We start from the raw sequence: 23663 nt of genomic DNA, 5'->3' as shown, positions 1-23663 counted from the left end.
TGCTTAATTAATAAATTTTAATATGACAAACTTAGTTCTGGTTTTAAAACATCTTTAGTGGTGTTAATACCAATACAGAAATAATCAAAACCATTTTTCTTCACTTCTGTCTTGTCATAAATATTTCTACCATCAAAAATGGCATTAGTATTTAACAATTTTTCAATAATATTAAAATTAGGTATTTTAAATTCTGGCCATTCTGTTAGTACAGCTAAGCAATCAGCTTCTATCAGCGCTTCATATTGATCATTATAATATGATATAGTATTGCCAAAATGATGCTTGGCTTCATTTATAGCAACAGGGTCATAGGCTTTTACATTGGCGCCAGCTTGTAGAAGTTTTTTAACAATCTCTAATGATGGTGCTTCGCGCATGTCATCCGTTTGAGGTTTAAATGATAGTCCCCAAATCGCTATCGTTTTACCCTTTAAATCTCCATTAAAATAATTGGAGATTTTATTATATAAAACTGACTTTTGTTTATTATTTACAGCTTCTACAGCTTTTAAAACCTGTAAATCATAATTGTTTTCTTTTGCCGTTCTTATTAAGGCCTGTACGTCTTTAGGAAAACATGATCCACCATATCCAATACCTGGATAAATAAATTTGCTCCCTATTCGAGCATCAGAACCAATTCCTTTTCTTACGTTATTAATATCTGCTCCTACTATTTCACATAAATTTGCAATATCATTTATAAAGCTAATTTTTGTAGCTAACATGGAGTTGGCTGCATATTTTGTCATTTCTGCCGACACTATATCCATGAATATTATGGGATGACCATTGAGAGTAAAAGGTTTATATAAGTTACTTAATAGTTCTTGGGCTCGCGAACTTTCTATTCCCACAACAATCCTGTCTGGCTTTAAAAAATCATCAATAGCAGCCCCTTCTTTAAGGAATTCAGGATTTGATGCAACATCAAATTGAACCATTACATCCCTTTTATCTAATTCTTCCTGAATAGCATTTTTAACTTTTAAAGAAGTGCCAACCGGAACAGTACTTTTAGTAACTACCAGCGTGTAGTCATTCATATATTTACCGCAATCACGGGCTACTTGAACAACATATTTTAAATCAGCACTGCCATCTTCATCTGGCGGTGTACCTACAGATATAAAGATGACATCAGATCCTTTAATAGCCTCCGATATTCTTGTTGTAAATTGTAATCGCCCTTTATCCATGTTCCTGCTAATCATTCTTTCTAAGCCAGGCTCATAAATTGGTATAATTCCTTTATTTAAGTTGTCAATTTTATTTTGATCTACATCGACACATCTAACGTCAATACCCACTTCTGAAAAGCATGCTCCAGTTACAAGACCGACATAACCACTTCCAATAATTGTTATTTTCATAATATTAAATTTTTATGAGACAAACTTACTTTGATTAAAAGCCTTGCGTCGTTATATTTCGATGAAGAGAAGTTTGATGTAGATGAGTGAATTGTTTTAACTGTTAAATCTTAAAAGAATATAAAGATTAAACACATGTAATAAAGCATTATATAATCTATGAAACTAAGGTTATAAATTATTGATTCTATTTTTTTATGTAAATAACAAGGAATTATAATATTAGTTATATGCACAAATAGCCCTATTGAATAATAAGTTAGACAAAGAAGATTTTATTAATTAAAAAAATAACGGCAACCTTATTAAATAAGACTGCCGCTGCTATTAAAATTCAATATAGAAAGAATTAATTATTAATAAATTACATTATAGGTATTTATTTTAATAAACTCACTGATAAAATCTAGCGCTCTGATAAATCGCCAATCATGAAATCTTGATAAATTTCCTTACATCCGTTTCCAGTAATCCAAAAGTTTTGGTTTCTTCTTAAAGTGCTTTTATATAAATTCCTCAATGTTAACATGCCAAAGGCATCAATTTCGTTCACAAAATCTATATTTATAGTTATACCGTGTCCAAGCTCTTTTAATAAGTCAATATGCTTTAGAAGAAAATTACTTGTAAGGGCATTAAGATTTCCCCTTAAAAAGTAAACACCATTATTCTCTGTAATCCTTAGTGACATCTTTATCTATTATAAGTATTTATATAAACAAAGATGTTATTTATCCAACCCGATTATTATTATTTTCGATAAATAAACAAAATGTGTAGATGGATGACACCGGATCACAGATAATTAGTTAAATGCTTATAGAAGATTAAGACGTTTCATTAATTCAGGACGATTTGAACGACTTACCGGAATGACATCTTTCTTAATTAAAACACTATTGTCTTCGATATCAATTATTTTTTTAACGTTAATTATAAAAGAACGGTGTACCTTTAAAAATAAATCTATGGGTAATTTATCTTCTATTTTTTTTAATGTAGAATGAACAGTATAGTTTTTATCTTCTGTCTTTATTTGAATATAATCACCTTTAGCTTCAACCAAATAAATACTGGGTATATCAATTTTAATTAAACGTCTATCAATATTTACATACAAGTCATTACCCGATGTAGTCTCTATATTTTCAGCACTAGAATTTGCATCCTCTAAACTAGGTTTTGACACTGCATTTTTAGCCTTCTGAATTGCCCTTGTAAAACGTTCAGAGGAAATTGGCTTTACTAAATAATCTACAATACAATCATACTCAAAAGCCTGTATGGCAAAATTTGCATCAGATGTTGTAAGCACTATTTTTGGCGGGTTCTTCAAGGTTTGAATAAAATCAATTCCATTAAAGTCAGGCATGTGAATATCTAGAAAAATTAAATCAATTTCATTTTGATTTAAAAACTTTATTGCTTGAATTGCATTAGGAAACTCCTCTATAACGCTTATGTTGTTAAAACTTGAACAAAAATGGCTAATAATAGCTCGAGAAGCAGCCTCATCGTCAATAATTATACAATTCATATATACTAATTATAACTTTTTTAAATAATTAGTTATGTTTATTAAAATAGATTCGAATTCTTGACTAAGGTTGGTATTGCCTTTTAATAAATTATTCTCGAATGCTACAGCAATCTCATAACTTTTTTCAAGGCCTAAAATACTAATTTTATGTTTAAGTTTATGTACGTTTCCTGCTGCTAACTTAAAATTATTGGATTTATAATTGTGGTAATAATCCTTCTTCTCAATTGGAAACTCATCTTTAATAATCATTATAAGTTTTTCTTCAAAACGTTCATCCCCTCCAGACATACTATTAATATATGATAAATTAGGTTGCTCCATACTTATTTTTTTAAAGTAAAATAAAAGGTGGTTCCTTCATTTACTACTGACTTTAGCCAAACTTCACCACCATGAAGGCTCACTATCTTTTTAACTATAGATAAACCAATGCCTGAAGAGTCTTTACTTTTATTTAGATAGTTAAATATTTTAAATATTTTCTCATGATGTTTTTTTTCAATCCCAATTCCATTATCCTTAACCGAAAATTCAAAATGATCATCAAACTCTTGGCAATTAATTTCTATAAACCCTTCTTCTTTATCACAATACTTAATCGCATTACCGATTAAATTTTGAAACAGTTGTTCCAATTTGATTTTATCACCAGTTATAACTGGTAATTTGGAGTTAACATTTAAGGAAATATGCTCTGGAAAATAAATAGTTCGTTTAACTTCTAATAAAACATCATTCAAATCAACAAGTCCTTTTGAATATGTTTGTTCACTAAGGCTTGAATAAGTTAGAATGTTGGATATAAGCTGTTCCATTTTTTCTAAAGTAGATTCAATGAGTCCAAAGTTTTCTATACTTGTTGCGTCCAACTTTTCAATATTATCTTCCTTCAACCAACTTACCAAAGCATTTATACTACGCAACGGTGATTTTAAATCATGGGAGACTACATGTGCATACTCATGTAACCCGTCATTACTTTTTTCAAGATCATTTAGTAATTTTTCCTTTTGTTCTTGCAATTTTTTAAAAGCGGTAATATCCAAATGAATACCTATTGAACCTATAACTTGCCCCTCTAGATCGTAATTTGGCGCCCCACTAACCAACCAATATCTTATTTTACCATGTTTGCTTTTAACTTTTAACTCGTAAGAATTCGAATGACCCTTTTGCCTTTTTAAATTTTCTTCTTTAATAATTTGAGCAACCTCACTATCTAGAAATATGTCACTAGCTCTCTTACCAATAAGTTCCTTTTGTGCATAACCAGACATCTCACAAAAACTTAAATTGCACAATAAAATTTCGTCATTATTATTTACCTCCAGTAAACCTAAGTTCATGTTTGCTGTAATAGCGCGATACTTCTCTCTTTCAGCCTCTAAACTTTTTTGATACTTATTTTCTTGAGTAATATCTCTCAATATACCTTGAGCTGCAACAGCTATTCCTTTATCATAAATAATGCTAGCATTTACATGAACATGTTTTACGTAATTTCTATTTGTTTTTATGTTAATTTTAAAGTCCTTAATAGAACCTTCTTTCTGGAGCTTTTTAAACGATTGAGAAACATAATCAATATCTTCTGGAAGCACCATACTCATTAGGTTTTCTTCCGCCTTAACAGATTTAAAATCAAATAAGTCAGCTGCAGTAACATTCATTTTTAAAACATTTCCTGCCATATCTATAATAACATAGGCATCAACAATATTTTCAAAAACGCCTTGAAGTTGAGAGTCTGTTCTTGTTAATTCAGATTCCACTTCTCTATACAATTCTTCTATTTTCTTCTTGGAATAGTAGAGTTCTGTAGATTTTTGTTCTAAAATTTTTTCAGCAGATTTTCTTGCCTCTTTTTCTCGTTTAAGGGCTCGTTTTAATATGTCAATATTATCTTGACTCATTAATTTTTATTAATAATAAACTTAACCTCAGTACCATCTTCCTTTATTTTTTCCAATATTATAGAAGCGGTGGTATTAAAGTGTTCAAAGGTTTTATTCATTAATCCTAAACCAAAATGATGCATTGCTCGACTAGATTTGTAAATCATTATTAAGGAATTATCCGTTCTTTCCACAAGCTGAAACGTAGGCAACTCAGCATCTGGATAAATTTTAATTACCTCGACGTGGATATGATTTTCAATAGAAGCTAACATTTCAATAGGATCTGAATACATTTTAAGAAAAGATGGATAATTTTCCTCTAAAACTGAAAAAAAATGCTCTCCATATACTAAGAGCAAATCATCAATTGAAATACCAGTATATGAACTTAAATTTTTCAATAATTGAAGCATTTCAGAAAAGTCATATGTCCCCACTGAAGTATAGGCCCCACCAGACTCCAATTCCGATTGTTCAATGATTTTATCAACCATTTCTAAACCAAATTTATCTTCAACTAAATCTAAGAATTCTGTGAATACAATACCTTTCATTTAAGTTTTTATTAATTCGTTAATACTCCAATAGGACAAAATATTTTTGATTTTAAATACATAATCCTCATATTTTAAAGGTTTCAAAACATAACCAGAAATTCCAATTTTAAAGCATTCTAATAAATCTCTTTTATTATTTGATGTTGTTAAAATAATAGTAGGCAAATATTTTATATTCTTATCTTCTTTTAAGATTTTTAAAAACTCAATGCCATTAATTTTTGGCATATTTAAATCTAGTAAAATTATATCTGGTAAAGCTTCTTTATTCTTTAAAATTTCTAAGGCCTCCTCACCGTTATTTGCTTCCACAATTTTATGATTGAGTTGAAGCGAAGATATAGCCCTATTCAACTTCATAACTTCTATCATATCATCTTCAATAAGCAAGATTGTTAAACAATTATTCATTAAACGATTTTAACTGTGAAAATAGAACAAATCTATGCGTTGCATAATAAGCATTCGATTAATTGAATTTAAGTATAGTTGAGATGCAATTAAGTGTCGATGAATGGTTATGCCCAAATTAACTAAATTTGCTATAATGATAGTCGATATTCATAAATATTTTCTTAAACACCCAAAGTTCAACAAACTTGTTGGTGATGATTATTTATTTGTAGAATACAAATGTCCATTAGAAGTTGAAAACTTTAAACTATGGACCGACACACCAATTATTAATTATGTGATTAGTTGGAAAAAAGACTGGACAGCTTTAGAAAAGAAACACACCGTTATTGAGGGCGAAGCACTTTTTATAAAACAAGGCGTGTACAACACGAAGCAGTATTTCGAAAATGAATATTGTGTCATGCTATTTTTTATTTCTGAAGATTTTATTAGACGATTTGTAAAAACGCACGGACAAATTACTAATTCGTATCATAAAAAAGCGGTATCAAAGAATCAAATTTTTCCTATTGACGTAAACGATTCATTGAATGCATTATTTATTTCCGTTTTTAACTATATGAATCAGGGTAACAATATCCCTAAGGATTTAGTAGAAATGAAATTTAATGAGCTTCTCTACAATATTGCGTTAAATCCTCTCAATAGAGATCTTATCAGCTACTTTTCTTCACTGCAACAAATTGAAAAATCTAATCTTGATACTATTATGATGAAGAATTTTCATTGCGACTTAAACCTTGAGGAGTTTGCACGTTTAACTGGGCGAAGTCTATCTACATTTAAAAGAGACTTTAAAGAATACTATAATGAAACCCCAGGTAAGTGGATTAATAACAAACGTATAGAATATGCAAAAACCTTGTTAGAAAATCCTGAATTGAACATCAACGATATTTGTTTTGAAAGTGGTTTTAAAAACGCTTCGCACTTTAATAGTAGCTTCAAGGAAAAGTATGAGTTACCACCAAATCAGTATAGAAAACAGGTTTTAAACCCGTAATATTCTCTTTTTTACATGCTTGAACTTTTAAGAAAACTTTTTGAACTTTTAAGAAAATATTGAGCCCCTATTCTAATATATTTTTGGCATATAATTTTAAACTAATATGTCATGAAAACTTTATTATTAACAATCGCAAGTGTAATTGCTATAAACACTTTAAACGCACAGCAAACAAATATTGCTTTTTTAAACTCAGATGAAATTGATACTCATTTATTATCTGAACACAAATATGTTAGGGAATCAAATTCAGGTGATAGCGAAACTATAAGTGGTACTCTTGAATCAAATTTTGTTAAGGAAATTGAATCTGAAGCATTCTTATACAACATTAAAAACAACAATGTTTATGATAATTCTGAAGAAGCAACCTATCGCGTAATTTTTAAAAGAAAACATGGAGAAATAATCGCTATTTATAATAATAGTGGTGATATTTTGTCAAAAAAAGGTGTCTTTAAAAATATTAGACTCCCAATAGATTTGAGAATTAAAGTTAGTAAGACTTATCCTGGTTGGTCATTCAAAAGCAACACTTATTATACTCATTATATAAGGAACCAAGAACTACAAGAAGCGTACAAAATAAAAATTACCAAAAAAAACAGAAGTAAAGTATTGAAAATTGCTTACTAATTATTCCATAAGCTAACGAAATGTCATTAATCTGGTTTTGATATTTCGTTAGTTAACGATATTTCGTAACACAAATTTTAACCATAAACACTATTAATTAATTGTTTATCAGTGTCTTAAAATGTTTGGCATACCTAATGCATCATTAATATCAAACAAACTAATTCAAATATTATGGAACAAGTAGAACCAAATTGGTCTAAAGAAGAATTAAAAGCACATTTAGTACTTTATTGTATCAATACAGACTTTTCAATAACAAATCGAAACCTTGATGCAAATATTTTCAATATTTCAAAAAATAGATCCAATGATTTGCAAAAAGAGTTCCATAAAGATAATGACTACAAAAGTATTCAAAAAATATGCACTGCTATTGAAAAGAATAATTATTCGTCAGATCTTTTGAATTCACTATTTCTAGAAATAAAAGAACTAATTATTCAATCAGGCAGAAAGTATAATTATCTAATGAAAAGTATTTTTATAGGATTAGAGCGAAATATCCTTATCGCAGCTTAATAAACTTTAAATCACAACACCAATGAATCAACAAATTAAAATAAAAGAAAAATTTGAAAGGAACGAAAAAGCACTTTCATTAAAACCTTCAATAGGCTTAGGAAAAGGAATCTCAACAATTCGAATTACCGATGGGCTTCAGTGTCAAATTAACGAGGGTAATTGGGAACTAAAAACAGATATGCCAGAACAAATCGGAGGGACGGGTAATGCTCCTAGTCCAGGTATATTGGGTAGAGCTGCATTTGGTAGTTGTTTAGCAACTGGCTATATGTTATGGGCTTCTAAACTTGATATATCTATAAATGAATTAGAAATTATAGTAGAAGCAGATTATGATGATGGTGCTCTATTTGGTACATCTATTAATCCAGCGGGATATAAAGAAGTACACTATTCAGTTAAAATATCAAGCCCAAATTCTCACGAAGAAATTGAAGATTTCTTAAATATAGCCGATCGGCACAGTCCCTATTTAGATGTTTTCACGAGAGAACAAACCTGTATACGTAAACTAGAAATTATCAACAATTAAAAACACCCAACTATGAAACCTGAATTACAAAAAAGAGTGCAAAGATACGGATGGGATAAAGCCGCAAAATATTATGAGAAATGTTGGCAAGAACAATTATTACCAGCGCATGACAAACTTTTAGAAGAAGCAAACCCACAAATAGAGGATTCAATTTTAGATATAGCAGCTGGCACTGGTTTAGTTTCATTTCGATTGGCAAATAGTGTTGGTAAAAATGGTAGTATTATAGCAACTGATATTTCTGATGAAATGGTAAACATGGGAAATGATCTTGTTAATTCATCTAAAACTAAAAATATAACATTTAAAAGAATGGATGCTGAAAACATCGATTCAAAAGATAATGCCTTCGATAAATCAACTTGTGCCTTAGGACTTATGTATTTTCCAGACCCAGATAAAGCTTTATCAGAAATCCATAGAACTTTAAAGCCAGGTGGTAAAGCGACAGTAGCTGTCTGGGGATCTAGAAAACAATGTGGATGGTCTGAAATATTTCCTATAGTAGACAAACGTGTTAATACAGATGTCTGTCCTATGTTTTTTAATCTTGGCGAAAATGAAACTCTTAAATATCCATTTGTAAATGCTGGATTTAAAAACATCTCTTTATCAAGAATAAAAACCACTTTATTTTATTCAACTGAAAAAGAAGCTTGCGATGCTTCTTTTTTAGGCGGTCCAGTAGCTATGGCTTATGCAAGGTTTGATGAAAAAACCAAACAAGAAGCTCGCGTTGAATATGCAAAATCAATAGAAATATATAAGACCGTAAAGGGGTATGAAATCCCTGGTGAATTCGTGATTGGTAGTGGCACTAAAGAATAAAAAAATAGAATTATTTTCAATAGCACTTTTTATTAAACACCTATAGAAGTGCTTGCTTTAACAATGCATTTGCTTTTTTTGAAAAATTAATTTTCAACGCGACCTGTTGACCCTCATCAGACATTTTAACCCAGGTTTTTTTTAGAATATCAATAACCTTTTCATCAGCATACTTTTCAGCAAACTCTTCGAAATAATAATCTAAAAACACCAGACACACAGTATCTTCAAGAGCTTGAGATTCCTCATTTTTCTTAATAAGCTTTTTAAGAATAAGCAATCTAATCCTATCTATAAACTGTTCATTATAAACAACTTGTCGCAAAATATCGGCAGTTAAGTCTGCATGCATTTTTTTTAATGCTTCGCGCCATTTTAAATAGCCTACCCTATTCATTGGGTATTTGTCTCTAGAAATTTTCCAACGACAAATGTGCTGTGCTCTCGCAGCAATTTGAAGTGCCTTTGAAGCATTTGGCTTAAACTGCAAAAGCTTCCTTGACATGCGTTGCGAATACAATAGCTCCTTGGGGTATTCAATATCTCCAACTTGATAAGAATTAACATCTTCAGAATTTGCTTTATCAATTAAAGCTATAGCTGTTTCAAATCGAGTTGGCTTCATATTTTATTAAATTGCAAAATTAAAAATTTACTAAGCTTTTTTAACCGTTATCTTTACGCTCTTTGATGCAGGCGTTTTAGCTGTATGTGCAAAACTATCTAATGGGACTAGTATATTAGTTTCGGGGAAATAAGTAGCACAACAATTTTTTGGAATATCGTATCCTATTACCTTGAAATTATTAGCTTCACGAATAACACCATTGTATTCAGATTTAAGGTTCACCACCTCATGTTCTCCTAAACTACGAAGTTTCATATCCTCGCGATTCATGAAAATAATACGTCGTTCATTAAACACGCCGCGATATCTGTCATTTAACCCATAAATAGTGGTATTGAATTGATCATGACTACGAATGGTCATCATCATTAATTCGTTTTCTTTTAATTTCCATTCTGGAAGTTTATTTTTAGTAAAATTTGCTTTTCCTGTTTTAGTTTTAAATTGTCGAACCCTAGCTCCATTGGGAAGATAAAAACCTGCTGGCTGTTTTAGTTTTTTATTATAATCTGTAAATCCATCAACAACTTCAGCAATATCATCTCTTACTAAATTATAATCATCTTTATACTGTAAATAGTTGACTTTAGATTTTTCATTTAAAGTAGCATTTGCAATACCACAGACCACAGCAACTTCACTTAGCAAATTCTCAGAACATGGTTCTAAAACCCCTTTTGTAGCATGCACCACACCCATAGAGTTCTCAACACTTTGCAATTGAACTCCAGACTTTTGATAATCTTTTTCAGTACGTCCTAAACATGGTAAAATCAGCGCTTCTTTACCTGTAACTAGATGCGACCTATTTAGCTTTGTGCTAACTTGAACCGTCAAATCACAATTCGACATAGCTTGAGCAGAATACAATGTATCTGGAACTGCCGAAATGAAATTGCCACCCATACCAATAAACACTTTGGCTTTCTTCTCAAACATGGCTTTAATAGCATCAATAACTGAAAAACCGTGCTTATTTGTTGGTTTAAAACTGTATTTAGCTTCTATTCTATCTAGAAAAGCTTGTGGTGCAGATTCCCAAATGCCAACCGTCCTATCGCCTTGCACATTAGAATGCCCCCGAACAGGGCACGTGCCTGCACCTTCTTTCCCTATACTACCTTTAAGCAGCAGTAAGTTCACTAATTCACGGATATTATCCACTGCATTTTCATGCTGCGTTAAACCCATTGCCCAACAAATAATGATTTTATTATTACTTAAAATTAATTCAAAAACATCATTAAAAATAACTTCTGAAACACCGGAAGCTTCAAGGCATTCTTTAAAATTATACGTTTTTAAATCTGAAATAAAAACATCATATCCATGAGTAAATTCATTTATAAATGCTTTATCAAATATATTTCCTTTAGCTTCTTCTTCCTCAAGTAACTTTAAAAGTATTGCTTTAAAAAATGCCACATCGCCATTAATTGCAATCGGTACGAAAACATCGGCTATCTGCGTTCCTCCTGTTAAAACTTTTAATGGGTTTTGCGGATTAGTAAACTTTATTAATCCTGCTTCAGGCAATGGGTTTACAGCAATTATTTTACCACCATTCCTTTTAGTTTTCTCTAAAGCTGATAACATTCTTGGATGATTTGTTCCAGGGTTTTGTCCAACAACCAAAACCAATTCAGCCCTATATAAATCGTCTAAAGTTACGGAACCCTTTCCTATACCTAAAGTTTCAGATAATGCACTCCCGCTCGCTTCATGACACATATTTGAGCAATCAGGTAAATTAGAAGTTCCAAATTCACGAACAAATAACTGATATAAAAAAGCCGCTTCATTAGTTGTTCTGCCTGATGTATAAAAAACCGCTTCATCAGGATGATTTAGAGCATTCAAGTGCTGACCTACTTTTTCAAAAGCATCTACCCAAGAAATAGGTTGATAATGCGTTGCTCCTTTTGGTAAAAACACTGGTTCTGCTAATCGACCAGATTTTCCAATTTCAAAATCAGACCAACTTGCCAATTCATCAACTGAATGTTTCGCAAAAAAATCCTTACCAATAGTATTATTTTGAGCTTCTTCTGCAATGGCTTTAATGCCATTTTCACAAAATTCGCCTAAAGAAGAGCGCTCATCATCTGGATCTGGCCATGCACAACCCGGACAATCAAAACCACCTTTCTGATTCATTTTTGTTGCCAACTTAAGCGCATCAACAGTATTCATATACTTTGACACCTGACCTATAGCAGCAGCAATACTTTTAAATCCGACACTATTTACTTCAGGTTTAGTACTTTTTAGGTTTTCAAAAGTTTCTGGTGTTAATGCTTTATCTTGTGCTGACGTACTCATTTAGTTTTAAAATTCGATCTATGAAGCATTTTATAATCTTCTTTCGAATCTAAATCTACATTTTTTACTGGAGGTTTTAAAGTTTTTACAAAAGATTCATGAACTTTAAGAACTACTTTTGCTCCATTATCATCACTTAGCTTAGTCAACTCCTTAAAGTATAAATTATCAAAAAGTACAGGAACGCCCATTTTTTCTTCGCCATATGCCGTTGCAATAATTTGCCTTTTACCTGGAGTAAAGACTTGAATCATCTTTTTCAAATAGTCCGAATTAATTAATGGTTGATCTGCCAGTGTAATAAGTATTCCTTGGGTTTTTGAATTTGACTTTAAAACATGTTCAGTAGAACAAGCAATGGATTTACCTAAACCTAACTTCCAGTCTTCATTCTTTAAAATGGTAATTGGATAATGTTGAATTTCTTTTGTAATCAATTCATAATTAGCACCTAAGACTACAATTACTTCTGATGTGCCAACTTCTAAAACTGTTTTTACGGCATGATTTAATAAGCTGCCATTACCCCATTTAAGCAATTGCTTAGGACTTCCCATTCTACTAGAAGCACCTGCAGCTAGAATAACAATGGAAATATTCGGTTTATTTTGACTCACTATCTGTGGAATGAATTCTACCTACTTTTTCATTAAGTGACATTGGTTGCTGTTTACGGGTAAAGGCCAATATTTCTGAAACAATTGAAATAGCTATTTCCTGAGGCGTTTCAGAACCTATATTCAAACCTGCTGGTCCATGCACAGATTCTAAATATTCATCTGATATTTCTGGGCAGTATTCTATTAATTGAGATAATAAATCATCGCGCCTTTTACTTGGACCTAATAAACCTATGTAATTGGGTGTTGTTTCACTTAGAGCAACTAAATAACGTAAATCATAAGCAAAATTATGAGTCATCAATACTATGGCTGTTTGAGTATCTATATTTGAAACATCCAAAGTTTCCGGTGTTGTTGCTCGAAATTCATGAGCTCCAGGAAATTCTTTAATAGATTTGTGTTCTTTAACACCTGCCACAATAGTTACCTCCCAACCCGTAATTGATGCGTATTGACATAGTTGAACGGCGTCGTGTTCGGCTCCAACTATTACTAACTTAAAGCAAGGAGGCATGGTTTGTTGAAAAACTGAAAGTGACCTTTCACTTGTCTTATTGTAAAATTTATTTAGAGGAAAAATTTCGTTTTGTATTTTTACAAAAGAACCATATTCAGAATTAACACTTTCTTTCTTTTTGTAATAAGATAATAACTCAAATGATTGACGCTTTTTTAAGCATTCAGAAAAAGTATTTATAAAATTTTTACTCGGATTAAAAGGTTCAATCAAAATATATAACACACCTTCACAGCCCAATCGATATCTACCATCATAGGTCATTATTTTAGCTTCTCCAGTTTTAAAAACAGATTGTGACTGAAATAGAATTTCTTTCTCAACACACCCACCACTAACAGCACCAATCATGATTTGGTTCTCTAAAATAAGCATCCTTACTCCAGGTCTACGATACGATGAACCATCCAAAGCAACGACGGAAGCCAAAACGGATTTCACTCCATTTTCTTTCGCTTTAATTCCTTCTGATACAATATTTTTAAACTCGTGTGTCATACAATAAAACTAGAAAAAAACCTTTTAATAAAAACGCCTTATTTAGCTTAAACATAATTTAATTTATCCCAAAACTGATTTTTCAATATTCAAATTACTCATGTAAGGTTGTTTTGTTAAACGCTTACCTGTAGCTTTATAAATAGCATTGGCCACTGCCGCTCCAACTGGTGGTAAGGTTGGTTCTCCAAGCCCTGTTGGATCTATATCACTTTCTACAAAATGTATATCTACTTTTGGAGTTTGTCCCATTCTAATCAACTGATAAGAATTGAAATTATTCGACTGGGGAATACCATCGTTAAAACCAAAATCTGAATACATCGCATGGCCAATTCCATCGAGAACACCTCCTTTAGCTTGATTCATAGCGCCTAAGGGATTAACCACAATACCACAATCTATAGCACAAGTAACTCTTTTTACATTAGGAATACCATTTTCCATTGTAATATCTGCAACCTCAGCAACATGCGTGTTATGACAATAATAAACAGATAAACCTTGATAAACTCCATCTCCTGTTTTTCCCCAATTAGATTTTTCAACAGCTAGTTTTAAAACGCCTTGCAAACGTTCTGGATCATAATCAATCTTGGGCTCTGGATTGTTTTTTACGTTGTCCAATAAATCCATATGAAGCTGAACACGATCCACACCTAATTCTTCAGCAATTTCGTCAAAGAAACTTTGTTCAGCACTTGCTAAAAAATTCGTATAAGGCGCTCTCCATGCACCAGTGGTAATATTACTTTGGTAATTAGCCGTATCAACTTGATAATTTTCAACCGCTCCAGCTGGAAAGAAATTAGGAATTAAACCATACATATTTGAATTTACGGCAGCTTCCTTCAAATGATAACCCGTTAACTTACCATCCTTTAAAGATGCGGCTATTTTATACTTAATTGCTGGTCTGTATACACCTGTAGTCATATCATCTTCTCTTGAAGAGACCATTTGAACTGGTTTTCTAATAGCATCTGAAATTTCAGCCGCTTCATAAACAAAATCTCCATAAAGTCGTCTTCCAAAACCACCTCCCATTCTTGTCATATCTACATGAACATTTTCAATATCACGTCCTAATAAATCAGCAACTACTGTTTGGGCTGCTTGAGGCGTTTGAACAGGACCGACCAATTCTACTTTTTCTTCAGTAACATTTGCGAAAAAATTCATAGGTTCTAACGTGTTATGAGGTAAAAAAGGAGATTCATAAATACGCTCAATAACCTTATCTGCATCGGCAAAAGCCTTTATAACATCACCATCTTTTCGTCGAGTATCAAACTTGTCTCCGTTTAATAATCCATTTAAAATTTCATCGTGCTTCTCTGTACTTTCAAGTGGTGTATCTGTTTTCCATGTTGCCTTTAGAGCATTTTTACCTTTGAATGCATCCCAAGTCGTCTTTGCAATTACCACGACTTTATCAGAACTACTCATTTGCATTGACCAATTCTTTTTTCCAGCTTCTTGAAATTCTCGAACTTTTTTTCCAATCGTAATAACATCTACAACTCCTGGTAAAGATTTAGCTGCAGCAGCATCATACGAATCTAAAATTTTCCCAAATGCTGGAGGTCTTAAAACAGAAGCATACAACATACCTTCTACTTTATAATCTAAACCAAATAAAGGTTTTCCAGTGATTATTTTATCAATATCTACATTACCCTTACCCTGACCAATAATTGTGAAATCTTTGGGTTCTTTTAAAATAACTTCTTCAGGTACTTCAAGAGCAGCAGCTTCAGTAACCACATCTCCATACCCAAAAGTTTCACCTTTAGCATTTGTAATAATCCCTTCTTTAACTGTACATTCTGAAGCATCAACGCCCCATTTGGCAGCAGCAGCATTTACCAACATTTGTTTTGCTGTGGCTCCTGTTTGTCGTAATGCAGTCCAACCAAATCGAATAGACTGACTTCCGCCAGCAACCTGCCGAGTATAGTTTACAGTATCTAAAGGTGCTTGAACCACATAAACATCGTCCCATGCTACTTCTAATTCCTCAGCAATAATCATAGGCATTGATGTTTTTACACCTTGACCAATTTCAGGATTAGGTGAAAAGATAGTGACTTTCCCTTCTGGAGAAATTTTTATAAAGGCATTAAAATCATTGTAATTTAACTGACTTAAATCTATTGAAGGCGCCACATCTGATTTACAAGCATTGAATAAGTTAAAACCTATTATCATACCACCACTTGCCAAAGCTGATGATTTTAAGAACGATCTTCTACTGAATGTCATTTTATTTGAAGGTGTCATTGTTTTATATTTAGGTTGGTTAACTTAATTTTTTGGATGCTACTTTTACAGCTTCTTCAATACTATTATATGCCGCACATCTGCAAATATTTCCATGCATTGCATTTCTAATTTCAGATTCTGAAGGACTCGGGTTGTTCTTCAAAAATGCTGAAGCCGTCATAATTTGTCCAGCTTGACAATATCCACATTGTGGCACATCAACTTCTTTCCAAGCTTCTTGAACTGGATGATCTCCATTTTCTGAAAGTCCTTCAATGGTTGTAATATTCATTCCTTCGGCTTGAGACACTTGCAATAAACAACTTCTCATAGCATTGCCATCTACGTGCACTGTACAAGCGCCGCATTGCCCAATACCGCAACCAAATTTGGTGCCTACTAGGTTAATTTTATCTCTAAGCACCCATAACAAAGGTGTGTCCATATCTGCCTCGACAGTATGTGTTTCGTTATTAATTTTTAAGTTGAATGTTGGCATGTTATCTATTTTGTTATTAAATTATAAAAAATGTAATTAATAAAGTGCTGAAACTAAAATTTTAACAAGGGCTTAACTAAGTCCATATTAACCCTTAATTATAAATTTTTAACACAAAAAAAGCCATGTTATATATAACATGGCTTTACTAATAAGAATAATAATTTTTTTATACGCTATATTACTTTAAGCTCTTTACCAACCTTCATAAATGCCGCAATCGCTTTGTCTAAATGATCTTTTTCATGAGCTGCAGATAATTGCACTCTTATTCTAGCCTTTCCTTTAGGTACTACAGGATAGAAAAAACCAATAACATAAATATCCTCTTCCAATAGTTTTGAGGCGAATTCTTGCGCTAAAGTTGCTTCATAAAGCATAACTGGAACTATTGGATGATCTCCATGAACAATATCGAAACCAGCGTTAGTCATTTCTTCTCTGAAATATTTCGTATTCTCTTTTAACTTATCACAAAGATGTGTTGAATTACTTATTAAATCCAAAACTTTAATAGAAGCACCAACTATTGAAGGTGCTACTGTGTTGGAAAACAAATACGGTCTTGAACGCTGTCGTAAAAGTTCCACAATTTCTTTTCGAGCTGCCGTAAACCCTCCAGAAGCACCGCCCAAGGCTTTTCCATAAGTACCTGTAATAATATCTATTCTACCCATAACATTTCTGTATTCATGTGTTCCTCTACCCGTAGCCCCTATAAAACCGGTAGAGTGACATTCATCTACCATTACCATAGCATGGTATTTCTCTGCCAAATCACAAATTTTATCGAGCTGTGCAATGGTGCCATCCATAGAGAAAGAGCCATCAGTAACAATTAATTTACGTCGACTATCATTAGCCAATTTTAACTGTGATTCTAAAGCTTCCATATTGTTATGGTCATATCTAAATCGTTTCGCTTTACAAAGTCGAATCCCATCAATAATTGATGCGTGATTTAATGCATCTGAAATAATAGCATCTTCAGGACCTAAAAGTGGTTCGAAAAGCCCTCCATTGGCATCAAATGCTGCAGCATATAAGATACAATCTTCCATTCCTAAAAACAATGCTGTCTTCTTTTCTAATTCTTTGTGAATGTCTTGCGTACCACAAATAAAACGTACTGAAGATAATCCATAGCCATGTGAGTCAATAGCATTTTTTCCTGCCTCAATTACATCTGGGTTTGATGATAATCCTAAATAATTATTAGCACAAAAATTCAATACTTCTGTTGAAGTAGTTGTGCTAATTTTAGATCCTTGAGGTGTTGTTATAACGCGTTCCGTTTTAAACAAACCTGCTTTTTTAATTTCGTCTATTTCTTTCTGGAAATCTTCTTTTATGCTTGAATACATTGCTTCTAATATTTTATATTGCTACGTGATATTGTTCTTTTAACTTCTGAATCATAATTTCTGTTATGATGCTTATGTTGAAACTTGGTTTCCAATACCAGTCATTTTGTGCTTCAAAATCATCTATGGTTTTAGGCCAGCTTTCAGCAATTTTTTGTCTAAAATCTGGTATATAATTAACTTTAAACTCTGGATAAAATTTCTGAATTTCTAATTCAATTTCCAAAGGTGAAAAACTTACCCCAGAAATATTATACGATGTTCGTGTTTTAATTGCTTTTTTAGGAGCTTCCATTAACTTTAGAGTAGCTTCAATAGCATCGTCCATATAAATCATGGGAAGTACAGTGTCTTCATTTAAAAAACAATCAAACTTTTCACCTAATACTGCTTTATGGTAAATATCAACGGCATAATCAGTAGTGCCGCCACCTGGTAAAGATTGGTAACCAATTACACCTGGAAATCTCAAAGACCTTACATCTAAATCATATTTATCAAAATAATACTTTGCCCAGTTTTCCCCATCTACTTTGCTTATTCCATAAACAGTTTCTGGATTTAATGAGGTGTTATTAGGCGTTTTTAATTTCGGTGCATTATTTCCAAAAACTGCTATAGAACTTGGATAAAATACTTTTTTAACACTTTCCGTTCTCGATACTTCCAAAACGTTTAAAAAGGTTTTTGTATTAATATCCCAACTTAGCAACGGATTTGCTTCACCTTTAGCAGATAATATTGCAGCCAAATGATAAACCTGTGTTACATTGTATTTCTTTACGACTTCTCTAATTCTTTCCTGATCGGTGGCATTTATAATTTCAAACAAGCCATTAAAACCTTTTTTTCTTATAACATCTGAAGCCAATACACTTTCTAATCCATATTTTTCTTGAAGCGCTTTAGTAAGCACTGTTCCTAATTGCCCATTTGCACCAATTACCAAAATCATAATTAAAAATTAAAGCATTAATTACTATCAAAATTAAATATTATAACACTAATATTTAGCATGTTATAAAAATTAAGTAATTATTACTACAATAAACATAAATATAGGTTATTTTTACTTTAATGATTGACAATAAATAATAACAACAATAATTTTTACTTAAAAGATAATGGAGAAATTAGACGACACCGATATCACTATTCTGAGAAATCTACAGAATGATTCTAAAAAAACAGCAAAAGAAATTGCCACAATTTTAAATTTAACGGCCTCTCCTATTTATGAGAGAATTCGTAGACTAGAAAGCCAAGGTTTCATAAAAAAGTATGTAGCCATTTTAGATAAAAATTTATTAGAGCGCTCTGTGACCACATTTTGTCAAGTATCTATGCGTTATCATAGCGAAGCATTTATTGAGAAATTTGAGGAACAAATCCAAAATTTAGATGAAGTTCAAGAATGCTACCATATGGCAGGGCAGGTAGATTTTATTTTAAAAATAAATACTAAAGGCCTTGAAGATTATCACAATTTTGTAAAATACAAACTCTCAAAAATTGAAAATATTGGTGTACTAAATAGCACATTTGTTTTAAAGGATATAAAGCATTCTTCGGAATTCAATATTTAGATTATCTAGTAATAAACTCTAAAGCGCGCCTTTCATTATAATAGACATTTTTTTTATCTATAAATCCTGCATGCCCACCATATTTTGGCATTTCCAAATAAAGATTTAAATTCTTTTTAGCTTCCTTAACTGGAAAACATTCTGGAGACAAAAATGAATCGTTTAAAGCATTAATAACTAAAGCTGGGACTTTTATGTTTGGTAAAAATTGCAAGCTACTAGACCTTTCATAATAGTCCATTGCATCTTTAAACCCGTGTGCTTTTGATGTGTACAAATTATCTAAATCAATAAGTTTTCTAACCCCTTTTACTTCTTCAATTGACAATTTATCTGGAAACTTTTGCTGTTTAATCTTCAACCTTTGAACCAAATCATTCAAGAATCTATCGTGATATAATTTATTCTTAAGCAAATGTAATTCTTCTGATGAACCTTTTAAGTAACAGGGCGCCGACACTGCAATAGCAGCTTTAACCTGTTTTGGGACCTTATCACGCTCGCCTAAATACTTTAATATAACATTAGCTCCTAAACTTATACCTTTTAAATAAATCTCTGAATAGTTCTTCTTATAAATAGCATGCTGAATAACTTCAATTAAATCTCCCGTAGCTCCGGAATGATAACTATAATATTTCAGGTTCTCTTCACCACTGCAGCCTCTAAAATTGACACAAACAGCATCAATACCATTTTTATTAAACAATTTAGCCCCACCGGTTATATAGGGTCGCTGGCCATTACCTTCTAAACCGTGTAATAAAATAATAAGTTTATTTGATTTTCCATTAGTAAAACTCCAATCTAAATCTAAAAAGTCACCATCTTTTAGTGTAATACGTTCTCTTGTTTGTTCTAAAGAAACGCGACGCACCAATCCAGAATAAACCGTTGAGATAAATCCGTTTTTGAAGTAAAAAGGTGGCCTGTAGGCTGATTCTATAATGGGCATTTATTTAATTTATTGTTTTAGTTAATAATTAATTTTATTAAAATTCTAATGAAGTAAATTTAAATTTAGAGCCATCAAACAACCCTTTATCACTTAATTTTAATGAAGGGATAACCAATAGTGCCATAAAAGATAAGGTCATATAAGGCGCATTTAAACGACTTCCCATTTGCTTCGCCATTTTATCCAATTGAGCGTATTTATTTCCTATAGTTTCTCCATCTTTATCGCTCATAATCCCAGCAACAGGAAGTGGCACTATTTTTTCTTCAGAGTTAGAAATAGCGCAAATACCTCCTTTGTTTTCAATAATTAAATTAACAGCTTTACAAATCGCGGCATCCGATACTCCAACCGCAATAATATTATGAGAATCGTGACCTACCGATGAGGCAATAGCACCTTCTTTAAAGCCAAAATTCTTAATAAACGCTATTGCTGGGCCTTGATCTTGATAACGATTTACAACCGTCATTTTCAATATATCCGCATCTATGTTTGAAACCAAATTACCGTCTTCTATAAGAGAATTCGCAATAATTTCATTTGTTACTAACTGTCCTTCTAAAGCTTCAATTACTCGGATTTTCTTTGCGGTAGATTCAAATCTAAAATCAGAAATGTCCTTAAGTTTAGTTTTGAAATTATTTAGGTTTTTAAAAGCTACTGTTCTAATAAGAGATCTGCCGTTATCAAAAACTAATTTACCATCAATATATGTTTGCAACGTTTTAAATAAATTTAAATCTTTAACAATTATAAAATCGGCTTTATCTCCAATTTTTAAAGAACCAACATCCAAATTATAGTGTTTTATCGGATTAATACATGCAACTTGCAACACTTTAAACACATCGATCCCTTTTGCAATTGCTCTTGCGCAAAGTTCATTAATATGACCAACCATTAAATCGTCTGGATGCTTATCGTCACTGCAAAACATCATATTTTCAAAATATTCCGGTAATAAATTAAATAATGCCTCAAAGTTTTTAGCTGCACTACCCTCTCGGATTAAAATTTTCATACCTTTTTGAAGCTTCTCTAGAGCTTCTTCATATGTAAAACATTCATGGTCTGTGGATATGCCAGCATTAATGTATTTAGAAACGTCATCTCCACGTAAACCAGGTGCATGACCATCAATTGGTTTGTTATAACGTTTTGCCCACGCTATCTTTTTTAGAACTTCATCGTCATCAAAAAGCACGCCTGGGTAATTCATCATTTCAGCTAAATACTTAATCTCAGGGTTTTTTAGCAATTTTCTAATTCCATCTGAATCTATGACTGCCCCTGCTGATTCAAAATTTGTAGCAGGTACACAGGACGGTGCTCCAAAATTAAACTTAAATGGTACTTTGTTTCCATTTTCAATCATAAACTCAACACCTTCAACACCTAGAACATTGGCAATTTCATGAGGATCTGAAATGGTTGCTACGGTACCATGTGCCACAGCTATTCTTGCAAACTCTGAAGGTACTAACATAGAACTTTCAATATGAATATGTGCGTCTATAAACCCTGGCAATATGTAGTTTTCAACATTATGAGCCTTCTCTACAATAGACTTTATTTTACCATCGTCAATGGTTAGCTCACCTTTGAAAATGCGATTATTTTGAATATCGACTATTTGGCCTTGTAATTTCAATTTAATATTTGTTCTTATAAGTGGATTTCTTCCCGATAGCTATCGGGATTCGCAGTAATGACAAAATTATTTACTTTAAATCACAAACTTCGACTGCGCTCAGTTTGGCATTAGTTATTCAATGTAATTTTTAAAATTTGTATTGTGCTTTCAGTAACTTTAAACCTATTATCTGCTCTTTCGTTTATCACCCAGACAATAGCTTCTCCTGAACACAATAACCAAGATTGTTCTTTATCTAAAAGCGAATATTTTTCGTCTTTAAAGTACTTACTTAATTTCTTTTTTCCTGCCATCCCAAATGGATAAAAGATGTCTCCTTCTCTTTTTTTTCTGAGTTTTAAAGGGAATTGTAATTTGTCTTTATCAACATAAATTATGTTAGCTTCATTGTCTGAAATGGTTTCAACTTCTTCAAAATATAAAACACCAAATGGTGTTTCCTTTTTATTATCATCTTTAGAAATTACTATTTCCCCATAATCGACTGGTTCAATTGGGCTTAACAACAAATAATCACGATTTTTTATCAAACGATGCGTACCAGAAAAGACTTGCTTACCTGTTTCGGCATCTAATAAATCTACAACATCATTCCATGCAGTAAATCCGAATTCTTTTAATGATTCGAATAAATAAGGCTTTGGATTCTCTAACTTTTTAAATTCAGAAATTTTAAATCGTACTTCCGTTTCACTTATGCTTTCAATAGTATTGTTTAAAAAAGAATCAACACTCTCTTTTACTATTGCAGAAGCACCTTTTAAGTTTTCCAAAGTCGATTGAAAACTCTGTAATAAGCTAGGATTAATTTCTTTTAAAATTGGCGCAACTTCATGCCTTAATTTGTTTCGTAAATACTTGACCGATTTATTGCTACTATCATCGCGCCATTTTATGTCATTTTCTTTTGCATAAGCCTTAATCTCATCATTAGAAAACAACAGTAATGGACGAACAAACTTCCCATTAATCTCTGGGATTCCCGTTAAACCCTCTAGCCCAGTTCCTCTCGTGAAATTAATAAGAAAGGTTTCCAAATTATCATCGGCATGATGAGCGGTTAATATATAATCGAAATTTAATTGTTCAGATAATTCTGTAAACCAACTGTAACGTAATTCTCTAGCAGCCATTTGTATGGAGCGTTTATTATCTAAAGCATATTTTTCTGTATCAAATCGTTGTGCAAAAACTTCTAAATTTAAATCTTCAGATAAATCAATAACAAAATTTTCATCGGCATCGCTTTCGTCTCCTCTTAAATTAAAATTACAATGTGCTAAAGAAATATTTAATTCTAATTGATTACATAAATGCGTTAACACCACACTATCTATACCTCCAGAAATTGCAATAAGAATTTTGCTTTCCTTTAGAAAAGATAATTTTGAATTTATATGGTCTTGAAAGCGATTAAACATGGTA

The 23663-nt window shown here is 31.9% G+C and carries 24 protein-coding genes; 6 read left to right on the top strand and 18 right to left on the bottom strand.

Annotation, left to right across the window (positions count from 1 at the left end; genetic code table 11):
• Nucleotides 1-17: 17 nt before the first annotated feature.
• From AC2D6V_RS09520 to AC2D6V_RS09490, 7 genes are all read right to left on the bottom strand, one after another.
• Nucleotides 18-1376: a UDP-glucose dehydrogenase family protein gene (locus tag AC2D6V_RS09520; RefSeq protein ID WP_484647900.1), complete on the bottom strand. Its 1359-nt coding sequence runs from the start codon at nt 1374-1376 to the stop codon at nt 18-20.
• A gap of 406 nt (nt 1377-1782) precedes the next feature.
• Nucleotides 1783-2067, bottom strand: coding sequence for an STAS domain-containing protein (locus AC2D6V_RS09515; protein WP_484647899.1), 285 nt, complete (start codon nt 2065-2067; stop codon nt 1783-1785).
• A gap of 126 nt (nt 2068-2193) precedes the next feature.
• Nucleotides 2194-2913: a LytR/AlgR family response regulator transcription factor gene (locus AC2D6V_RS09510; RefSeq protein ID WP_484647898.1), complete on the bottom strand. Its 720-nt coding sequence runs from the start codon at nt 2911-2913 to the stop codon at nt 2194-2196.
• A gap of 9 nt (nt 2914-2922) precedes the next feature.
• Nucleotides 2923-3240 (bottom strand): Hpt domain-containing protein, encoded by a 318-nt coding sequence (locus AC2D6V_RS09505; protein ID WP_139002462.1) that lies wholly within the window; start codon nt 3238-3240, stop codon nt 2923-2925.
• 2 nt (nt 3241-3242) lie between these two features.
• Complete coding sequence (locus AC2D6V_RS09500; protein ID WP_484647897.1) at nt 3243-4832, bottom strand: PAS domain-containing sensor histidine kinase; 1590 nt, start codon at nt 4830-4832, stop codon at nt 3243-3245.
• Nucleotides 4832-5371, bottom strand: coding sequence for a heme NO-binding domain-containing protein (locus AC2D6V_RS09495; protein ID WP_484647896.1), 540 nt, complete (start codon nt 5369-5371; stop codon nt 4832-4834). The genes AC2D6V_RS09500 and AC2D6V_RS09495 overlap by 1 nt, the downstream gene beginning before the upstream one ends.
• Nucleotides 5372-5785 (bottom strand): response regulator, encoded by a 414-nt coding sequence (locus tag AC2D6V_RS09490; RefSeq protein ID WP_484647895.1) that lies wholly within the window; start codon nt 5783-5785, stop codon nt 5372-5374. It abuts the gene before it with no gap.
• Nucleotides 5786-5921: 136 nt separating this feature from the next.
• On the opposite strand from AC2D6V_RS09490, the gene AC2D6V_RS09485 reads away from it, so the two are divergent.
• The 5 genes from AC2D6V_RS09485 (at nt 5922) to AC2D6V_RS09465 (ending at nt 9321) form a co-directional block, all read left to right on the top strand.
• Nucleotides 5922-6794 carry a helix-turn-helix domain-containing protein gene (locus AC2D6V_RS09485; protein ID WP_484647894.1) on the top strand — a complete coding sequence of 291 codons (873 nt, stop codon included), beginning with the start codon at nt 5922-5924 and terminating at the stop codon, nt 6792-6794.
• Between the two features lie 111 nt (nt 6795-6905).
• Entirely contained in the window at nt 6906-7433 is a 528-nt protein-coding gene (locus AC2D6V_RS09480; protein ID WP_484647893.1) for a hypothetical protein, read from the top strand.
• 174 nt (nt 7434-7607) lie between these two features.
• On the top strand, nt 7608-7955 hold the full coding sequence (locus AC2D6V_RS09475; protein ID WP_484647892.1) for a hypothetical protein: 348 nt from the start codon (nt 7608-7610) through the stop codon (nt 7953-7955).
• 22 nt (nt 7956-7977) lie between these two features.
• A complete protein-coding gene (locus AC2D6V_RS09470; RefSeq protein ID WP_484647891.1) occupies nt 7978-8490 on the top strand; it encodes an OsmC family protein in 513 nt (170 codons plus the stop codon).
• Nucleotides 8491-8502: 12 nt separating this feature from the next.
• On the top strand, nt 8503-9321 hold the full coding sequence (locus tag AC2D6V_RS09465; RefSeq protein ID WP_484647890.1) for a class I SAM-dependent methyltransferase: 819 nt from the start codon (nt 8503-8505) through the stop codon (nt 9319-9321).
• A gap of 40 nt (nt 9322-9361) precedes the next feature.
• Here the strand turns inward: AC2D6V_RS09465 and AC2D6V_RS09460 are convergent, their stop codons facing one another.
• From AC2D6V_RS09460 to AC2D6V_RS09425, 8 genes are all read right to left on the bottom strand, one after another.
• On the bottom strand, nt 9362-9946 hold the full coding sequence (locus AC2D6V_RS09460) for a DUF4202 domain-containing protein (RefSeq protein ID WP_484647889.1): 585 nt from the start codon (nt 9944-9946) through the stop codon (nt 9362-9364).
• A 30-nt stretch (nt 9947-9976) separates the two neighbouring features.
• Nucleotides 9977-12271 carry an FdhF/YdeP family oxidoreductase gene (locus AC2D6V_RS09455; RefSeq protein WP_484647888.1) on the bottom strand — a complete coding sequence of 765 codons (2295 nt, stop codon included), beginning with the start codon at nt 12269-12271 and terminating at the stop codon, nt 9977-9979.
• Nucleotides 12268-12888, bottom strand: a complete 621-nt coding sequence (locus AC2D6V_RS09450) for a nucleotidyltransferase family protein (protein ID WP_484647887.1) — start codon at nt 12886-12888, stop codon at nt 12268-12270. The genes AC2D6V_RS09455 and AC2D6V_RS09450 overlap by 4 nt, the downstream gene beginning before the upstream one ends.
• Nucleotides 12875-13909, bottom strand: a complete 1035-nt coding sequence (locus AC2D6V_RS09445; protein ID WP_484647886.1) for an XdhC family protein — start codon at nt 13907-13909, stop codon at nt 12875-12877. Before AC2D6V_RS09445 ends, AC2D6V_RS09450 begins: the two co-directional genes overlap by 14 nt.
• A 63-nt stretch (nt 13910-13972) precedes the next feature.
• A complete protein-coding gene (locus AC2D6V_RS09440; protein ID WP_484647885.1) occupies nt 13973-16192 on the bottom strand; it encodes a xanthine dehydrogenase family protein molybdopterin-binding subunit in 2220 nt (739 codons plus the stop codon).
• Nucleotides 16193-16211: 19 nt separating this feature from the next.
• On the bottom strand, nt 16212-16673 hold the full coding sequence (locus AC2D6V_RS09435; RefSeq protein ID WP_484647884.1) for a (2Fe-2S)-binding protein: 462 nt from the start codon (nt 16671-16673) through the stop codon (nt 16212-16214).
• Nucleotides 16674-16849: 176 nt separating this feature from the next.
• On the bottom strand, nt 16850-18037 hold the full coding sequence (gene kbl, locus AC2D6V_RS09430) for a glycine C-acetyltransferase (RefSeq protein WP_484647883.1): 1188 nt from the start codon (nt 18035-18037) through the stop codon (nt 16850-16852).
• Nucleotides 18038-18050: 13 nt separating this feature from the next.
• On the bottom strand, nt 18051-18992 hold the full coding sequence (locus AC2D6V_RS09425; RefSeq protein WP_484647882.1) for an NAD-dependent epimerase/dehydratase family protein: 942 nt from the start codon (nt 18990-18992) through the stop codon (nt 18051-18053).
• A gap of 169 nt (nt 18993-19161) precedes the next feature.
• Here AC2D6V_RS09425 and AC2D6V_RS09420 point away from each other — a divergent pair, with 169 nt between their 5' ends.
• Nucleotides 19162-19623, top strand: a complete 462-nt coding sequence (locus tag AC2D6V_RS09420) for an Lrp/AsnC family transcriptional regulator (protein ID WP_484647880.1) — start codon at nt 19162-19164, stop codon at nt 19621-19623.
• 1 nt (nt 19624) lies between these two features.
• On the opposite strand, the gene AC2D6V_RS09415 is transcribed toward AC2D6V_RS09420, so the two are convergent.
• The 3 genes from AC2D6V_RS09415 to tilS form a co-directional block, all read right to left on the bottom strand.
• A complete protein-coding gene (locus AC2D6V_RS09415) occupies nt 19625-20578 on the bottom strand; it encodes a YheT family hydrolase (RefSeq protein WP_484647879.1) in 954 nt (317 codons plus the stop codon).
• Between the two features lie 37 nt (nt 20579-20615).
• Nucleotides 20616-22235, bottom strand: coding sequence for an adenine deaminase (gene ade / locus AC2D6V_RS09410; protein ID WP_484647878.1), 1620 nt, complete (start codon nt 22233-22235; stop codon nt 20616-20618).
• 110 nt (nt 22236-22345) lie between these two features.
• The gene (gene tilS / locus AC2D6V_RS09405; RefSeq protein ID WP_484647877.1) at nt 22346-23659 is read right to left on the bottom strand and encodes a tRNA lysidine(34) synthetase TilS; all 1314 of its coding nucleotides are present in this window, start codon (nt 23657-23659) and stop codon (nt 22346-22348) included.
• Nucleotides 23660-23663: the final 4 nt, after the last annotated feature.

This window comes from Algibacter sp. YIN40 (genome assembly GCF_057219435.1).
Note: the sequence above shows the minus strand (reverse complement) of the source record. Positions and strands in the feature narration are given on the sequence as shown.

Excerpts from the sequence above, each read along its gene's own strand:
- AC2D6V_RS09520 (WP_484647900.1), bottom strand. The coding sequence starts at position 1,376 with ATGAAAATAACAATTATTGGAAGTGGTTATGTCGGTCTTGTAACTGGA.
- AC2D6V_RS09515 (WP_484647899.1), bottom strand. The coding sequence starts at position 2,067 with ATGTCACTAAGGATTACAGAGAATAATGGTGTTTACTTTTTAAGGGGA.
- AC2D6V_RS09510 (WP_484647898.1), bottom strand. The coding sequence starts at position 2,913 with ATGAATTGTATAATTATTGACGATGAGGCTGCTTCTCGAGCTATTATT.
- AC2D6V_RS09505 (WP_139002462.1), bottom strand. The coding sequence starts at position 3,240 with ATGGAGCAACCTAATTTATCATATATTAATAGTATGTCTGGAGGGGAT.
- AC2D6V_RS09500 (WP_484647897.1), bottom strand. The coding sequence starts at position 4,832 with ATGAGTCAAGATAATATTGACATATTAAAACGAGCCCTTAAACGAGAA.
- AC2D6V_RS09495 (WP_484647896.1), bottom strand. The coding sequence starts at position 5,371 with ATGAAAGGTATTGTATTCACAGAATTCTTAGATTTAGTTGAAGATAAA.
- AC2D6V_RS09490 (WP_484647895.1), bottom strand. The coding sequence starts at position 5,785 with ATGAATAATTGTTTAACAATCTTGCTTATTGAAGATGATATGATAGAA.
- AC2D6V_RS09485 (WP_484647894.1), top strand. The coding sequence starts at position 5,922 with ATGATAGTCGATATTCATAAATATTTTCTTAAACACCCAAAGTTCAAC.
- AC2D6V_RS09480 (WP_484647893.1), top strand. The coding sequence starts at position 6,906 with ATGAAAACTTTATTATTAACAATCGCAAGTGTAATTGCTATAAACACT.
- AC2D6V_RS09475 (WP_484647892.1), top strand. The coding sequence starts at position 7,608 with ATGGAACAAGTAGAACCAAATTGGTCTAAAGAAGAATTAAAAGCACAT.
- AC2D6V_RS09470 (WP_484647891.1), top strand. The coding sequence starts at position 7,978 with ATGAATCAACAAATTAAAATAAAAGAAAAATTTGAAAGGAACGAAAAA.
- AC2D6V_RS09465 (WP_484647890.1), top strand. The coding sequence starts at position 8,503 with ATGAAACCTGAATTACAAAAAAGAGTGCAAAGATACGGATGGGATAAA.
- AC2D6V_RS09460 (WP_484647889.1), bottom strand. The coding sequence starts at position 9,946 with ATGAAGCCAACTCGATTTGAAACAGCTATAGCTTTAATTGATAAAGCA.
- AC2D6V_RS09455 (WP_484647888.1), bottom strand. The coding sequence starts at position 12,271 with ATGAGTACGTCAGCACAAGATAAAGCATTAACACCAGAAACTTTTGAA.
- AC2D6V_RS09445 (WP_484647886.1), bottom strand. The coding sequence starts at position 13,909 with ATGACACACGAGTTTAAAAATATTGTATCAGAAGGAATTAAAGCGAAA.
- AC2D6V_RS09440 (WP_484647885.1), bottom strand. The coding sequence starts at position 16,192 with ATGACACCTTCAAATAAAATGACATTCAGTAGAAGATCGTTCTTAAAA.
- AC2D6V_RS09435 (WP_484647884.1), bottom strand. The coding sequence starts at position 16,673 with ATGCCAACATTCAACTTAAAAATTAATAACGAAACACATACTGTCGAG.
- kbl (WP_484647883.1), bottom strand. The coding sequence starts at position 18,037 with ATGTATTCAAGCATAAAAGAAGATTTCCAGAAAGAAATAGACGAAATT.
- AC2D6V_RS09425 (WP_484647882.1), bottom strand. The coding sequence starts at position 18,992 with ATGATTTTGGTAATTGGTGCAAATGGGCAATTAGGAACAGTGCTTACT.
- AC2D6V_RS09420 (WP_484647880.1), top strand. The coding sequence starts at position 19,162 with ATGGAGAAATTAGACGACACCGATATCACTATTCTGAGAAATCTACAG.
- AC2D6V_RS09415 (WP_484647879.1), bottom strand. The coding sequence starts at position 20,578 with ATGCCCATTATAGAATCAGCCTACAGGCCACCTTTTTACTTCAAAAAC.
- tilS (WP_484647877.1), bottom strand. The coding sequence starts at position 23,659 with ATGTTTAATCGCTTTCAAGACCATATAAATTCAAAATTATCTTTTCTA.